This window comes from Actinosynnema sp. NPDC002837 (assembly GCF_040295345.1).
Taxonomy (GTDB): domain Bacteria; phylum Actinomycetota; class Actinomycetes; order Mycobacteriales; family Pseudonocardiaceae; genus Actinosynnema.
Map to the genome: position 1 here is coordinate 82,020 of NZ_JBEOVG010000007.1, position 16,011 is coordinate 98,030.

At 72.3% G+C, this 16,011-nt stretch carries 10 protein-coding genes; 6 read left to right on the forward strand and 4 right to left on the reverse strand.

Annotated elements, in window-relative coordinates; genetic code table 11:
* Positions 1-132: 132 nt before the first annotated feature.
* The 4 genes from ectA to thpD are packed head-to-tail and all read left to right on the forward strand — an operon-like array spanning position 133 to position 3,273.
* Positions 133-684, forward strand: a complete 552-nt coding sequence (gene ectA, locus ABTZ99_RS07685; protein ID WP_498777993.1) for a diaminobutyrate acetyltransferase — start codon at positions 133-135, stop codon at positions 682-684.
* The gene (gene ectB, locus ABTZ99_RS07690) at positions 681-1,940 is read left to right on the forward strand and encodes a diaminobutyrate--2-oxoglutarate transaminase (RefSeq protein WP_499609180.1); all 1,260 of its coding nucleotides are present in this window, start codon (positions 681-683) and stop codon (positions 1,938-1,940) included. Before ectA ends, ectB begins: the two co-directional genes overlap by 4 nt.
* Positions 1,937-2,383: an ectoine synthase gene (locus ABTZ99_RS07695; RefSeq protein WP_498777989.1), complete on the forward strand. Its 447-nt coding sequence runs from the start codon at positions 1,937-1,939 to the stop codon at positions 2,381-2,383. Before ectB ends, ABTZ99_RS07695 begins: the two co-directional genes overlap by 4 nt.
* Positions 2,380-3,273, forward strand: coding sequence for an ectoine hydroxylase (gene thpD, locus ABTZ99_RS07700; RefSeq protein ID WP_499609183.1), 894 nt, complete (start codon positions 2,380-2,382; stop codon positions 3,271-3,273). Before ABTZ99_RS07695 ends, thpD begins: the two co-directional genes overlap by 4 nt.
* A gap of 120 nt (positions 3,274-3,393) precedes the next feature.
* Here the strand turns inward: thpD and ABTZ99_RS07705 are convergent, their stop codons facing one another.
* From ABTZ99_RS07705 to ABTZ99_RS07720, 4 genes are all read right to left on the reverse strand, one after another.
* Positions 3,394-3,990 carry an acyl-CoA-like ligand-binding transcription factor gene (locus ABTZ99_RS07705; RefSeq protein ID WP_499609186.1) on the reverse strand — a complete coding sequence of 199 codons (597 nt, stop codon included), beginning with the start codon at positions 3,988-3,990 and terminating at the stop codon, positions 3,394-3,396.
* A complete protein-coding gene (locus ABTZ99_RS07710; RefSeq protein ID WP_499609189.1) occupies positions 3,987-5,378 on the reverse strand; it encodes an FAD-dependent oxidoreductase in 1,392 nt (463 codons plus the stop codon). The genes ABTZ99_RS07705 and ABTZ99_RS07710 overlap by 4 nt, the downstream gene beginning before the upstream one ends.
* 28 nt (positions 5,379-5,406) lie before the next feature.
* Entirely contained in the window at positions 5,407-6,699 is a 1,293-nt protein-coding gene (gene nhaA / locus ABTZ99_RS07715; RefSeq protein ID WP_499609191.1) for a Na+/H+ antiporter NhaA, read from the reverse strand.
* 578 nt (positions 6,700-7,277) lie between these two features.
* Positions 7,278-11,537 carry a S8 family serine peptidase gene (locus ABTZ99_RS07720; protein ID WP_499609194.1) on the reverse strand — a complete coding sequence of 1,420 codons (4,260 nt, stop codon included), beginning with the start codon at positions 11,535-11,537 and terminating at the stop codon, positions 7,278-7,280.
* A 483-nt stretch (positions 11,538-12,020) separates the two neighbouring features.
* On the opposite strand from ABTZ99_RS07720, the gene ABTZ99_RS07725 reads away from it, so the two are divergent.
* Together ABTZ99_RS07725 and ABTZ99_RS07730 are read left to right on the forward strand one after the other, a co-directional pair.
* Positions 12,021-14,798 (forward strand): WD40 repeat domain-containing protein, encoded by a 2,778-nt coding sequence (locus ABTZ99_RS07725; RefSeq protein ID WP_499609196.1) that lies wholly within the window; start codon positions 12,021-12,023, stop codon positions 14,796-14,798.
* Between the two features lie 244 nt (positions 14,799-15,042).
* Positions 15,043-15,948: an effector-associated domain 2-containing protein gene (locus ABTZ99_RS07730; RefSeq protein WP_499609199.1), complete on the forward strand. Its 906-nt coding sequence runs from the start codon at positions 15,043-15,045 to the stop codon at positions 15,946-15,948.
* Positions 15,949-16,011: the final 63 nt, after the last annotated feature.

Consider the following 16,011-nt stretch of genomic DNA (forward strand, 5'->3'; position numbering starts at 1 on the left):
AAACCTCTGTCACACAAGGAGAAAGTCTCTCCGCATGCGACAAGTCCAAAGTGGACTATGAACCTTGCGGTCTCCTGACAGGTGTCACGAGCGGCGCCCGCGCCGCCGGGGCGGCTGTTACGTTCCGGCAGCATGTTCGCCGAACCGAGGAGAGAACGCGGCGTGCTCGAGTCCGACGCCGTGCCACCGGTCTCGACGGGGAGACCCACGCTTGACGACGCGGGTGCGCTGTGGCGGTTGGCCGCCGACACCGGGGTGCTGGACGTCAACTCCTCGTACGCCTACCTGCTGTGGACCAGGGACTTCGCGGCCACGTCGGTGGTGGCGCGGGTGAGTGGCGAGGTCGTCGGCTTCGTCACCGGCTACGCCCGCCCGGACGCGCCGGGGACGCTGTTCGTCTGGCAGGTCGGCGTGGCCGAACGGCACCGGGGGCGCGGCGTCGCGCGGACGATGCTGGAGGACCTGGTCGGTCGTGGCCCGCGGTTCGTCGAGACGACGGTCACGGCGACCAACGCGGCGTCGATCCGGCTGTTCGCCGGGTTGGCGCGCGACCACGGCGTCGGGCACACCCGTGAGCCGCTGTTCACCGCGGACCTGTTCCCCGAGCCGCACGAAGCCGAAGAACTGCACCGCCTCGGGCCGTGGCCGGGGTCGTCCCGCACTCGAACACCAGGAGAGACGTGAGCATCTTCGCCAGCCTCGAATCCGAGGTCCGCAGTTACTGCCGCAAGTGGCCGGTGGTGTTCGACCGCGCGCTCGGCGCGCACCTCTACGACGAGGACGGCAGCGGTTACCTGGACTTCTTCGCGGGCGCGGGCGCGCTCAACTACGGGCACAACAACCCGGTCCTCAAGAAGGCGCTGCTCGACTACCTGGCCGAGGACCGGATCACCCACTCGTTGGACATGCACACGGCCGCCAAACGCGACTTCCTGGAGGCGTTCGACGAGGTGGTGCTCCAGCCGCGCGGGCTGGCGTACAAGATCCAGTTCCCCGGTCCCACGGGCACCAACGCGGTGGAGTCGGCCCTCAAGCTGGCCCGCAAGGTCACCGGCCGCGAGTCGGTGATCAGCTTCACCAACGCCTTCCACGGGATGACGCTCGGCGCGCTGTCGGTCAGCGGTGATTCGATGAAGCGCGGGGGTGCGGGCATCCCGCTGGTGCACGCGACGCCCATGCCCTACGACAACTACTTCGAGGGGCAGTTCCCCGACTTCCTGTACTTCGAGCGGTTGTTGAGCGACGCGGGCAGCGGGCTCAACGCGCCCGCCGCGGTGATCGTGGAGACCGTGCAGGGCGAGGGCGGCATCAACGCGGCGCGATTCGACTGGCTCGCCGGTCTCGCGGAGCTGTGCCGCACGCACGGGATCCTGTTGATCGTGGACGACGTGCAGATGGGCTGCGGCCGGACCGGCCCGTTCTTCAGCTTCGAGGGCGCCGGGATCGTGCCCGACATCGTCTGCCTGTCCAAGTCGATCGGCGGGTTCGGGCTGCCGATGGCGCTCACCCTGGTGCGCCCGGACCTGGACGTGTGGGAGCCCGGCGAGCACAACGGCACGTTCCGGGGCAACAACCCGGCGTTCGTCACCGCCACCGCGGCGCTGCGCGAGTACTGGACCGACGACACGCTGGAGAAGAGCACCAAGGCCAGGGGAGAGCAGGCCGAACGGGTGCTGCGGGACATCGTCGCCGCGGTGCCCGGCAGCTCCGCGAAGGGGCGGGGGCTCGCGCGCGGCCTGGCGTTCGAGGAGACCGGGCTGGCCGGTCGGGTGGCGGCCGCGGCGTTCCGGCGCGGCCTGCTGGTGGAGACCTCGGGCCCGGACGACGAGGTGGTCAAGCTGATGCCGCCGCTCACCATCGCCGACGACGAGTTCGAACGAGGGCTGGCCGTGCTCGCCGACTCCGTGCGGGAGTGCGTCACCGCGGGAGGGCTCTCGTGATCGTGCGCTCCCTGCACGACCTCGACGGCACCGACCGCGACGTCGTCACGCCCAACTGGCGCAGCAAGCGCATCATCCTGGCCGGTGACCGGGTCGGGTTCTCGCTGCACGAGACGGTGCTGAAAGCGGGCACCGTCAACGACTTCTGGTACGCCAACCACGTCGAGGCGGTGCTGTGCGTGGAAGGCACCGGTGAACTGCTCGACAAGGAGACCGGCGAAGTCCACGTGCTGCGGCCCGGCACGCTCTACCTGCTCGACGGGCACGAGCGCCACCAAGTGCGCCCGGCCACCGACATCCGCGCGATCTGCGTGTTCAACCCGCCGGTCACCGGGCGGGAAGTGCACGACGAACGCGGCGTGTACCCCCTGATCCGCCTCGCCGAACCGGGGAACGGCGACGACCCGGCGAACCCGCCGTCCGATGAGGAGACCTACGCGTGACCGCGACCACCACCGCAGACCGGTACCCGACCCGCACGGCGGTCGAGGCGGAGCCGATCGCCCGGACCGAGCCCGTCGTCTGGGGCGGGGACACCTCCGGGCCGCTCGACGCCGAGACCGTGGCCGGCTACGACGCCAAGGGATTCCTCACCGTCGAGGGACTGCTGAGCCCCGACGAGGTCGCCGTGTTCCGCGACACCGTGGGCCGGCTGCGCACCGACCCCGTCGTGCGCGCCGACGAGCGCACCGTGGTGGAGAAGCAGTCCGACGACGTCCGCTCCATCTTCGAGGTGCACCGGATCAGCGAACTGGTCGCCCGGCTCGCCGCCGACCCCCGGCTGCTCGACCGGGCCCGCCAGATCCTCGGCTCGGAGGTCTACGTGCACCAGAGCCGGGTCAACTTCATGCCCGGCTTCACCGGCAAGGGCTTCTACTGGCACTCCGACTTCGAGACCTGGCACGCCGAGGACGGCATGCCGCTGATGCGCGCGGTGAGCGCGTCGATCGCGCTGACCGACAACTACCCGTTCAACGGCGGGCTGATGCTGATGCCCGGCGCGCACCGCACCTTCGTGCCGTGCGCCGGCGCGACACCCGACGACCACTACCGGTCGTCGTTGAAGGAGCAGGAGATCGGCGTGCCGAGCCGGGCGAACCTCACCGCGCTGGCCGACGCGCACGGCATCGAGCAGTTCACCGGCCCGGCCGGGTCGGCGTTGCTGTTCGACTCCAACAGCATGCACGGCTCGGGCAGCAACATCACCCCGTTCCCGCGCTCGAACATCTTCCTGGTGTTCAACAGCGTCGAGAACGCCCTGGTGGATCCCTTCGCCGCGAGCCGGCCGCGGCCGGACTTCGTCGCCTCGCGCAACTTCACCCCGCTGGGCTGACCCCGAACGTCAGGTGTTCGTCAGCTCCGAACGGTCGGCTCTGGGGCATCATGGTGTGGCGACTCGCGGAGGGCGGTAACCGCCGCGAGTCGACCACACTTCTCCGGGGGAGACGCTCGCCTAACGTCCTGTGGCCAAGGCGGCGAACGCCTCGTCGACCAGTGAGCGGAGGTCGTCGGTGCCCTCGCCCTCCACCCACGCGGTCAGGGCGGTCGTCAGGGCCGCCGTGGCCGCCGCCGCGATCACGCGCAGCCGCAGGTCGACCACCTGCCCCTCGCGGTCGGCGAGCGCTCCGGCGAGCAGGTCGGCGGTGGCGGCGGTGTTGCGCCACTGCCCGGCGCGCAGGGCGGGGGTGGTGACGATCAGCCTGGTCCGGGCGTAGACGGCGTCCCGGTCGGTGTCGAGCACCGCGTCCAGCCCGGCGCGCAGGGCCGCGCGCAGCGCTTCCAGAGGACCCTCTCCGGCGGGCCGGCCGCGGACCAGTTCGGCGATGAACGGGTCGTAGTCGTCGTCCTCGACCACGGCTTCCTTGGTGGGGAAGTAGCGGAAGAACGTCATGTGCGACACGCCCGCGGCAGCGGCGATCTCCTCGACCGTGGTCTGCTCGTAGCCCTGGGCCAGGAACAGCCGCAGCGCGTGCTCCTGGATCGCGCGACGGGTGCGTGCCTTGCGTTGCGCGCGCAGCCCGCCCGCGGGCCCGCCCTCTCCTGTGGTCACCGGTCAAGCATGACCGCCAAGGCCCGGCGCAACGCGTCGGGCTCCGACTCGCCGCGCCAAGCCAGGTGGCCGTCCGGTCGCACCAGGAGCGCCTCGCCGTCGCGGCGCACGTGCCGGACTTCGCCGAGCGCGTCGCGGGCGACCGCGGCGAAGCCGTCGTCCCCCGGGGAGGCGAGGGTCCAGCCGAACCCGCTGCCCACCGCGAACTCCGGCACCCGGTCACCGACCCGGGGGCGCCGGCCGAACGGCGACCGGGCGTAGCTCGTCCTCAGCTGCGACGCCCGTTCCCAGATCGCCTTCTCCACCGGCGGGAGGGACATCAGGGGGAACAGCACGCGGTCGCGCACCAGCCGGGCCACCGGGGACTCGCCCAGCACGAGCCCGGTGAGGCCGCTGGTGGCGCCGAGCACCTCCTCTGCCACGGGGCGGCGCTCGGTCTGGTAGCCGTCCAGCAGCCGGTCGCCCGCGCGGCCCGCGACCACCAGCGCCAGCCGCCACGCCAGGTTCTCGGCGTCACCCAGGCCCGTGTTCATGCCCTGACCGCCGAACGGGCTGTGGATGTGCGCGGCGTCGCCGGCCAGCAGCACCCGACCGCGCCGGTAGGTCTCGGCCAGGCGCCGGTGGATGCGGAACACCGACGCCCACACCCACCCGCTCCCGGCCTCGACGCGCACCCCGGCGTGCCGCAGCGCGGCACGGGTCAGGAACTCCGGGACGTCCTCGACCGACGTGCCCGGTGCCGGCGCCATGAACCGCCACACGCCGCCGGGCAGGGGGAACGCGGAGAACATCTCGCCACCACGCACCCACACCCCCACCGCGTCCCGGGGCAGCGGCAACTCCGCCCGCACGTCGCCCAGCACGAAGCCCTCGACGAGCGGGACACCGGGGAAGCCGATGCCGGCCGCCTTGCGGACCGCGCTGTGCGCGCCGTCGCAACCGACCACCCAGTCCGCCGACGCCGGGCCCCGCGCCGTGGACAGCACCGCTCCGCGCTCGTCCTGGGCGAGGCCCGTGACCGCGGCGCCCCACTCCACGTCGACGCCCAGGTCCGCCAGCCGCGCCCGCAACCCGGCCTCCACCTCCGCCTGGGACACGAGCAGGCCGGGGCGCCGGACCAGCGCCGTGGGCCGGCCGACCCGCAGCTCGCCCGACCGCCGACCCCCGACGTGTACCACCACCCGGCGGATGCCGACCGACCGTGCCGGCAGGTCGCCCAACGCGCCGATCCGCTCCAGCACCTCGCTGCCGCGCGGTTGCAACCCCAGTGCGCGGGAGGTGGTCGCCGGCCCTGGCGCCGCGTCCACCACCCGCACCCGCACGCCTCGCAGGCGCAGCGCGCACGCCGCTGCCAGACCGGTGGGACCCGCGCCGACCACTATGACCACGCGTCATACTGTTAGCCACTAACAAGAGTTAGTCAATAACATTTCGTTGGTGGACGTCCGGGATGCCGTCGCGGTCCTCGTCCCGGGTCTCCTCCTCGTGGATGCGCCGGTAGACGCGGTTGCGCACCCGCAGGATCACCGTGGCGACCAGCGCGGAGAGCAGGGACCCGAGCAGGATGCCGATCTTGGCGTCGTCGTAGGGCCTGCTGCCCTCGCCGAACGCCAGCTCGCCCACCAGCAGCGACACGGTGAACCCGATACCGCCCAGCACCGCCAGGCCCACCACGTCCACCCACGCCAGGTCGCCGTCCAGCTCGGCCCTGGTGAACCGGGAGACCAACCACGTGGCGGCCGTGATGCCCACCAGCTTGCCCAGAAGCAGACCGACCACCACGCCGATGGTGACCGTGTCCGACAGCGACGACACCAGGCCGTCGAGCCCGCCCAGGGACACCCCGGAGGCGAAGAAGGCGAACACCGGCACCGCGAACCCCGTCGAGAGGGGTCGCCAGCGGTGCTCGAAGTGCTCGGCCAGGCCGGGGCCCTCGCCCGCGCTGCGGCGGATCACCGGGACGGCGAAGCCCAGCAGCACGCCCGCCACGGTCGCGTGCACACCGGAGGCGTGCATGAAACCCCAGGTCAGCGCCGCGAGCGGGATCAGCACCCACCACGAGCGCACCCGCCGTTGCACCAGCACGGTGAACAGCGCCAGCGGCGCGGCGGTCGCCAGCAGCGGCGCCACGGCCAGGTCGTCGGTGTAGAACACGGCGATGATCACGATCGCGATCAGGTCGTCCACCACGGCGAGGGTGAGCAGGAACGTCCGCAGCGCCGCCGGCAGGCTCCGGCCGATCACGGCGAGCACGGCCAGCGCGAAGGCGATGTCGGTGGCCGTCGGGATCGCCCAGCCGGACGCGGCGTCCGGGTTGCCCAGGTTCACCAGCGTGTAGAACACGGCCGGCACCGCCACACCGCCGAACGCGGCGGCCACCGGCACCGCCGCCCGGCGCGGATCGCGCAGGTCACCGGCCACGAACTCGCGCTTGAGCTCCAGGCCCGCGACGAAGAAGAAGATCGCCAGCAGGCCGTCCGACGCCCAGTGCCCGACGCTCAGCTCGAGGTGCAGCGAGGCGATGCCGAACTCGAAGCCGCGCAACGCCTCGTACGCGGGAGCCCAGGGCGAGTTCGCCCACACCAGCCCCAGGAGCGCGGCGACCAGCATGATCACCCCGCCGACGGTCTCGAGTCGGAGGATGTCGGCGATCCGCTTGGCCTCGGGCCAGGTGCCCCGGTCGAACAGCTTGGTCGTGGCGCGCGGCACGGGCGGCTCCTGAGAGGTCGGTGGAACACGTCGCCGACCAGACTTCCCGGCACACCATGCCCGCGAACGGACAACAACCCGACCGTACCCGGTGACCACCACCTTCGCGGGAACGCGATGATCACATCGCCGTGAACGACCGGCATCGCCGATCATCCGGGACGGCGCGGTCCTCGGTCATGGAGCCGGTGGGTGGGCGCACCACCAGGACCGGCGCGGCGTCGGGGACGGCGTGCCACTGCCTTCGGGGATCAGCGCGAAGCCGGCCGTGACCGGCGGGAGGCGTCGAGCGTCACAGCCCTCGCCTCCCGCGTTCCTCCCGCAGTCGACAGCAGGTCGCCGAAGTGCTCGAAGGTCTCCGCAGTAACCCGGTCCAGCTTGGCCAGGGTCGACCGGCCGCGAACGCGGCGAGGTCCGCCAGGGCCGGTCTCGGCGGCCCACGGCCCTGGCATGCCGTGGTACCGGGCACGAGCAGGGTCGCGGATTCCGGTCACCGCACGTCGCTTCGGACGCTGTTCGACGAGCCGGGCGTGACGTCCGGTCCCGCGGCCGCAACGCCGCGGGACCGGACGGTCTCCTTACCTGACGCCCGCCGGTTCGGCCACGACCAGGTCGTCGGCGTTGGTGACGGAGATGCCGGCGCCGGTGAACGTGTCGGCCACGTGGTACGTGCCGGGCGCGCGCACCAACAACGACATCCGCCACGTGCGCTCCGAGCCGGCGTCCACCGCCGCGTCGGACGTGACGACACCGGTCAGGGCGCCGCCGTCACGGGCCAGCGCCACGCGTTGCCACGTCGTCCCGACCTTGAGCCGCAGCACGACGTCGCTCGGCGCCAGGCTCCGGTCAGCCGCGACGCGCACCGTCCAGGACATGGGCCCGGAGCCGGCGGTGCCGCTGTTGACCGCGCGCACGTCGTACTGCGTGTGCGCACCCGGCACGAACGTCCCACGCGTGTCCGTCACCGACACCACGGCCACCGGTTCCGGCCCGACGCGCAGCCGCGACTCGGCGGTGAGGTCACCGGAGTAGCCGCCGGTGTCCACGTCCAGCGCCAACCGGTACGCCCCGTCAGGGGTGCCCGGTTCGAGCGTGAACGCGTAGGGCCGCGCGTTCCAGTTGATCGAACCGGCCCGCAGGGGCGTGCCGTCCGGGGCGAACAGGCGCAGCACCGGCTTCAGCTCGTTCGGCGCCGCCGCCCGGACCAGGCCCTCGACGTCTTCGAGCGCCGCGCGCTCCGGCAGGCTCAGGAACGGCCGCACGGCGGAGGCCATCACCGTCGCGAACGGCACACCGTGCGCGTCGGTCACCGACCAGTCCGCGGTGGCCTTGCCGTCGGCGCCGACCACGACGTCGCCGAGCGAGACCTTCGCCGCGCCGCCGAAGGCGAACGTGACGTCGTACGGGGTGGTCCAGTCGAGCCCGGTGACCTTCGTGCTCGGCAGGAACCAGTCCTGCTCGAGGTGCCGCACCGAGTGCACGGTGACGGCCTCGTACCGGTCCAGCGTCGCCACCAGGGTGCCCGGTTCGTAGCGGTACCCGTGAGGCGCGGTGCCCGACGGGCGCAGGAACACCGAACCGGTGTGCCGCGCGTCGGGGGCGTCGAGCGCGATGTCCGTCCGCACGGCGAAGTTCTCACCTATGGCGGACGTCCGCGTGCCACCCGCGAGCACCCGCGGCGCGAACGAGATCACGTCGTCGTCGATCACGGTGATCTCGCGGTGCAGCAGGTAGGCGTCGCCGCCGCCCTCGGGCGTCGGCTTGCGCACGACGAGCGTGTACCGGCCCACCGGGTCCGGGATCTCGAACGACAGCTTGCCCGCGCCGTCGGTCTTGCCGAGCCCGCGGACCTGGCCGCCGGCGATCAGCTCGACGACCGCGCCGGCCAGGGGGCCGACCGCGGCCGCGCCGGGCGCGTCCACAGTGGACACCGCGAGGTCGACGCGCGGCGCGCGCACCCGGAACGAGCCGGTCAGGTGACCGACCTGCACCGTGAACGTGCCCAGCCGGTCGGGGTCGACCGTCCACGTGACGGTCTTGGACTGGCCGGCCGCCAGCTGCACCGGTGTGGTCGCCTCGACCACGCCGCCGACCTTGAGCGCCGCGCTGTAGGTGCCCGCCGCCGAACCGACGTTCTTGACCTGGACCGTCACCGTGACGTTCTCACTGGCCTTCACCAGGCCCGGCGACACCTTCAGGTCGTGCAGGGCGTAGTAGGGCTGCTTCGGGTCCGGTGCGGGCGAGGCCCAGTCGATCGCGTTGAGGAACACGTCGGTCGCCTCGGGCGACCAGTCGACGGGTCCGCGGGTCGCCGACACGCCGTGCAGCGACAGCAGCACGTGCCGGTTGGTGGCCCGCTGGTCGACGCCGATGCCGCCGCCCATCACGCCCTCCACCGTCCGGCCGAGGTTCGCGATGGTCTGCCTGCCCCCGCCGGAGTACCCGTCGAACCACGCCACCCACTTGGCCTGGGTGCTGTCGTCGAGCGGGATGCGGTCGCCCACGGCGAACCCGTCGAAGATCGGGTGCGCTGCGGTCACCTCGTAGTACGACTCGGCGGACGTGCCGCCACCCGTGTCGGAGCCGGTGGACACCGGCTGCCCGGTGTGCTTCGACAGCTGGCGGATGCCGTTGCCCGTGGTGTAGGCGTGGTCGGTGAAGATCACGCCGGTGCCGTTGGCGTCCGTCGCGTCCAGGAACGCCTGGAAGGCCGCCGCGTCGTAGTCCGCCGTCAGGGTCCCGTAGCCGAGCACGACGGTCGCGTGCTGCGCCGCCTTGTCCAGCTGGTCCCAGTTGTAGTAGGCGGTCTCCACCCCGCGTGGCGCGAACACGACGTCGCGGTACTGGTTCGCCCGCGTCTGCGAGCTGTCCACGATCGCCACCGTGCGCGGCGGCACGCCGAAGGCGAAGTCGGCGGTGCTCGCCTCGCCGGCGACGACGGTCACCTCGACCTCGCCCGGCGCCCGGAACGCCGGGTACGAGGCCGCGACCCGGTAGGTGCCCGCGGGCACCCCGTCGATCGTGTACCGGCCGTCGGCGCCGGTCACCGCGGACAGGTCGGCGGGCACGCCGGTCACCTCGACCGTGACGCCGGGTATCCCGGCCCCGGAGGCCTCGAGCTTGGCGACACCGGTCACCCGGCCGAAGGGCGCCGGGGTGAGCACGACGTCGACCGCGGCGAAGGAGTCCGGGGCGACCGTCGCCCGGACCGTGGTCTTGCCGAACCCGAACGCCTCGACGGTGACGGTGTAGTCACCCGGTTCGAGCCTGCTGGTGAAGGTGCCGTTCGCGAGGGTGGCGAGGGTGCGGCCGCCCGGCTCGATCCTGACCGTGGCGCCGGCGACCGGCGAGCCGGAGGCGGCGTTGGTGACCGTGCCCCGCAGGCCCGAGTCCAGCGCGACGAACCGCGTTGCCTCGTAGGCGTCGATGCGGCCCCTGCCGAACCGGGTGTCGGGTGGCGCGCCGGCGTACCGGTCGTCCCAGAACCCGGTGTCGGCCAACACGTCCACCACTTCGGACACGGGTAGGTCGCCGGCGGCCGACAGCATCAGCGCGACGGTGCCCGCGGTGTGCGGGGTGGCCATCGAGGTGCCGGACAGGGTCCGGTAGCCGCCGCCCGGCGAGGCCGAGTACACGTCGACGCCCGGCGCGGAGATGTCCGGCTTGACCCAGCTGCCCGGCCACTCGGCGGGCGGGTTGGTCCACTGGTCCTTGCGCACCACGGCGCCGCAGGAGAACGACGCGACGCTGTCGGAGCTGTCGGTGGCGCCGACGCCCACGGCTTCGAACACGTTGCCGGGGCTGGCCGTGCCGATCGTGCCGCAGTTGTTGCCGATGGCGAAGGCCGGGAACGAGCCGAGCGCGCGGATGGCGCGCGTCGGCTGGACCATCGCGGCCTGGAAGCCGTTGCCGCCCAACGACATGCTGACGATGTCCGCGGGTCGCCCGGCGGGGTTGCCCGCGGAGTCGACCGGCGCGATGGCCCACTGCATGCCGGCGGCGACCTGCGCGAACGAACCGCTGCCGCCGGGGATCACCAAGCCGTGCATCATCTCGGCGGCGGGTGCGACGCCGATCGCGGTGCCGGAGGTGGCGCCGCCGTGGATGGTGCCCGCCACGTGGGTGCCGTGGTAGGCGGAGTCGCGCGGCGCCGAGGCGACCCGGTTGCCCGACGCGTCGAACTCCATCCAGCCGCCGGGGTGCTTGGCGTCGGAGGGGTTGTCGGTCACCATCTTCCCGGCGAGGTCCGGGTGGGTGATGTCCACACCGGTGTCCAGCGTGGCGATGCGCACGCCACTGCCCTTGACGCCGAGCTCGTCCCACACCCGCGCCGCGCCGATCTTCTGCAGGCCCCAGGTGAGCTCGGCGGCCGGGGTGACGTCCGCGCTGCTCGTGACGGGTTCGGGCGCGAGCACCTCGAAGTTCGGGACGAGCTGCGTCACGCCGGGCACGGCGGCGAGCGAGTCGAGGGTGCCGGTGTCCGCGGGGAACTCGACCAGCATCATGTTCGTGAGCCAGAACCGGTTCACCACGGTCGCGGTCTCGCCGATGGCGGCGACGACCTCCGCCTGGGTGTCGGCCGCGTGGTCGCGGAGGGTGGCGAGGAGCTCGTCGCGGTCGCCGGACAGGTCGGCGTTCGGGAGCATCAGCAACGCCTGCACGGGCTCGCCAGGGGTGGCCGCCCGGACCTCCGCGACGAGTTCGGGTGCGACGGTCGCGGGGGTGGCGTCCGGCGGTGGGGAGGTCGGGGACAGGGCGGCGAACAGACCGAGGGCGGTCACGATGGCCAGCCAGGGTCTCGCGGAACGTCTGAGCTTCGGCAGGGGCGAGTGGGGCATCCGGCGTCTCCTTGGTAAGATGTTTTTGCCCCTATGACCCTGGTTGAAATTTTCCGTCCGTCAAGGGATCGGTTGGCTCCACCGGTGGAGCCGAATGCCGCACGCGGCCGACCCGCCCGTTCTGCCGAGTGCGTGAAGGGCGCTTGACCCGCTTCTTTCGTCCTGGTGACGATAGGGCGGGAGTGGACGCCCGCGATCGCGCGTCCTCTCCGCAGTTCGGGTAGTCGAAGTGCCCCGGTCAGCCCTTCGACGGGGGTGAGCGGCTCCTGGCGCACGGATCGCGACCGCGATCGGCACCACGGCCTCATGGCGACACCTGCGGGCAGCGCCGTGAGGGAAGGAACTCGCCGATCGGTCGGGTCAGCTCAGCGCGGTCTGGCGGGTCGACGGCCGACCACACCGTTGGGCCGCTCGTTCCTCCATCAGGTTGATCAGCGGACGATAACAACCACCTGGCACGAGGCGGTCCGGTAACAACGAGACGTGGACGAGCTCCAGCCGGCGCGCTTCGACGCGTTCATCTCCTACAGCCACCGCAGCGACGGCGCCTTCGCCCCGGAGTTCCAGGAGCAGCTCGAGGTGTTCGCGCGGCGCAGTCGGCGGGACCGGCCGCTGCGCGTGTTCCGCGACGACGCGAACCTCGCCGCCGACCCGGACCTGTGGCAGGGCATCGAACGCGCGCTGTCCTCGTCGGAGTGGTTGTTGCTGCTGGCCTCACCGGACGCGGCGGAGTCGGTGTGGGTGGGCAAGGAGATCGAATGGTGGTTGGCGCACCGCTCGCCCGCGCGCATCCTCATCGGCCTCACCGCCGGGAACCTCGGCTGGGACGCTGAGACCGGCGACTTCCACTCGGCGAGCGACGCGGCCCACCCGGCCCTGCGCGGCGTGCTGCCCGCCGAACCGCGGTGGATCGACCTGCGTGGCCTGCGAGCGCTGCCCGAGCTCGACCGCGGTGACCCGCAGGTGCAGGACGTCATCGCGGAGTTCTCGGCCCCGCTGCGCGGCGTGGAGAAGGACGAGCTGGTCGGGACGCACGTGCGGTGGTTGCGGCGCGACCGGCGGCGGACCCGCGTCATCATCACCGTGCTGGTCGTGCTGCTCGTGCTCGCCTCCGCGACCAGTGTGGTCGCCTACGTGCAAGGGCAGCGCGCGAACGAGCAGGCACGGGTGTCGACCGCGCGGCTGCTCGCCGCCGCGGCGGTGGCGGCCTCGTCCACGAGCGCGTCACGCGCCCGGTTGCTGGCCGTCGAGGGCTATCGCCTCCACCGCGACCAGCAGACCGTCGCGGCCTTGTTCCAGACCGTGAACGACCACCCGGAGCTCGTCGGCCAGCACGAACTGACCTCGCCCGTCACAGCGCTCGTCGCCTCGCCGAGCGGCGCCGCGCTCGCCGGCACCGCGGACGGCCGGTTGGTGCGCTGGGACCCCGCCACGGGCGACAGCGCCGAGACGGACCTGGGCGACCGGCCGGTCACGGACGTCGCGGTGAGCGAGGACGGCGAGGTGGCCGTGGCCACGGACGACCAGCGCACGGTCCTCTGGCGGGTGGGCACGCAGCCCGTCGCGCTGCACCAGGAGCAACCCGGACAGGTGGCGGTGTCGCCGAAGGGGACGACGGCCGCCGTGCTCACCTCGCCGACGGCCGAGGCCCAGCGGCTTGCCACCTTCGACACGGCGACCACAGCCAGGCACGGTGACGTCGCGCTGTCGGCGCACCACTGGAACGGTCTCGGCTTTCCCACCGAGGACACCATCGCGGTGACCGGTGGTGCGGGCATCTGGCAGCGCCTCCGACTCGCCGACCTGGCCGTCACCATCAGCCAGGAGGAGTACCTGGCGCCTCCCAGCTGGGGCCTCTCCGCCACATCGGACGACGGCGCGTTCACGGGCTTCCTGGCGGGGTGGGCACTGGTCTACGACACCTCCACCGCGCAGATCGCGGAGCACGTCTCCAGCGCGGGGGGCTCGTACACCCCGGACGTGCTGGCCATCCGACGGGACGGCGAGCGGATCGCCTCCGCCGGCGGTGGGCAGTTGTGGGTGTCCGAGGTAGCCACGCGCGACGACGATCGGGCCCAGCGGCAGCTGCGCGGCGCCGGCGGTGCCGACCACGTGGCGTTCGTCGGCGCCTCCGACCGGCTCGTCACGGCCAAGGGCGGCACGCTGTCGTTCTGGGACCCCGACCAGCAGTCCAGGCTGCGCTTGGACCACGGCACCCTGGAGGTGCCGGAGAGCCCGCGGTCCGGCACCGCCGCCCAGCTCGCCGTGTCACCGGACGGCCGACGTGCGCTGCTGGTCGGCGGGTACGGCGACGTGCTGCTGCACGACCTCGACGGCAGCTCGGCTTCGGGAACGTCCGTCGCCGGTCCCGCACCCGGTCCGGCGACGCACGAGGGGAGCAAGCCCGACGTCTTCCCCGCCTGGTTGCCCGACGGCACGCCCGCGTTGATCGAACAGGTCGGCTGCGGCCTGCACGCGATCCGCGGCAACCGCACCGAGAGGCTGCTGGAAGGCCAGGGCAACCGGGAGCGGGCCGCGCGGCTGACCCCCGACGGGCACCTGGTCTGCGTCAGCCAGTACGGCGGCGTGTCGGTGCGCCGCCTCAGCGACGCGATGTACGTCCGGAACGTGGAAACCGATCTCGACGCGACGGCGTCCGTCGACGGCCCGGCCGCCATCAGCGAGGGCGGGCGGTACGCGGCCTGGGCCGGCCGGCACGAAGACGGCGTCGTGCGGGTGACCGTGGCGGACACGCAGGAGGAGGAGATCGTGTCCGTGCTGCAGACCGACGCGCAAGCCGTCGACTACGCGGGCGACCGGCTGCTCGTGTCGCACGAGGACGGTTCGCTGGACATCCGAGACGGGACCGGGGCACGTCTGCTGCGAACGGTTCCCGGCGGCACCCCGTACGCGCGCCCGTTGAGCTGGGTGCCGGGCACGCCGTTCGTCGGCCGCATCCGCAACGACGGTGCCCTGGTCCTGATCGACCTCGACGCGGGCACGACGCTCGGTGAGCTGCGGCTGCCGACCAGCCGTGCCTCATCCGCCGTCGCACCCTGGGAGGCCACCGGGATCGTGGGCGTCGGCGCCACGGGCGAGCTGCTGACCGCGACGCCGCACAACACCGTGTCGCGGTGGGCGGTCAACGAGGCGTCGTGGCTCGACCTGGCCTGCCGATCCGCTGCCCGCGACCTGGCCGCGGAGGAGTGGCGCCAGGTGACCGACTACGACCTGCCCGCCGACCTCCGTTGCCGGCGGTGACGCTCAGCGCCGTTTCCCCGAGCCGTCCGCTCGACCAGCGCCACCATGACGTCGTGGGCCGCGCCACGAGCGAGGCCTCCACAGCTTCCGGTCGCACCCGGCCTGCCGTGCGCCTGGCGGGCGGGCTGCTCCTGCCGGGTGGCGACGCTAACGTGCGCGTCGGTGACGCCGTTACCGTGTGAGGTCCCGCGCTTCCGCAACCCTCCCGGCGAGGTGGTCGTCCGTGTCGTCGCATGATTCCCGCTTGCCGCTGCACTACACGATCATGGTGCTGGACGTGGACCGCTACGGCGACCCGTCGCGGACGGACGCCCACCGGGCGGCGGTGCACGATGGGCTCAACAGGGCAGTGCGCGGCGCTTTCGCGGAGGCGTCGGTCCGGTGGGATTCCTGCGAATGGCAGGACGGTGGCGACGGCGCGTTGATCCTGATACCCGCAGCCACGTCGAAAGTCGTGGTGCTCGACCGGGTGGTGCGCCATTTGGCCGACCGCCTGCGTGAGCACAACGAGGTTTCCGCGGCGGCCGCGCGCATTCGGCTCCGATTGTGTCTGCACGCTGGCGATGTGCGCCGTACGGAGTACGGGGTGGTGAGCAGCGCCATCATCCTCGTGAGTCGCCTGTTGGACTCCGCAGTATTGCGGGAAGAATGCAGAAATTCTCCGGAACCGGTCACACTGGCCGTGACCGACGCGTTCTACAACGACGTGGTCCGCCACTACCCGCCGGCTGAACCGGGGCGGTTCCGGAAGTTCCCTTTCACGGTGAAGGAGGCGGACGCGACCGCGTGGCTGAAGGCCGCCCACCGATTCGCCCCGTCGGCCTCGGAGCCGGTCCCGGAGCCGGTCGCGTGGCCTGTCGACCACCTGACCGCGCTGGTGGAGGCCCTGCTCGAGGTGCCAAGCGTCGAGGATGAGGTGAGCAGGCGGAAGGTCCTCGAACTCCTGCCCGCCCCGGTGAAAGGCGCCGTCCGCTACCACCCGCGGGCCCGGCTGCACGTATTCGAACTGGTGCGGACTTGCCGCGACTACGAGCACGGCATCCGGGACCTTTTCGCCGCGCTCCGCAAACTGGAGGGCGACTCGGTTCCGCTTCGCCGGGCCGAAGGGGCGGCACGCGAATGGATGACGTCCGAAGGAGTGGGAGGATAACGGGATCGGGCCTTACGATACGTGTGGCGGCATAGCGGTCGACCACAAGGGGGCGCGGACGTG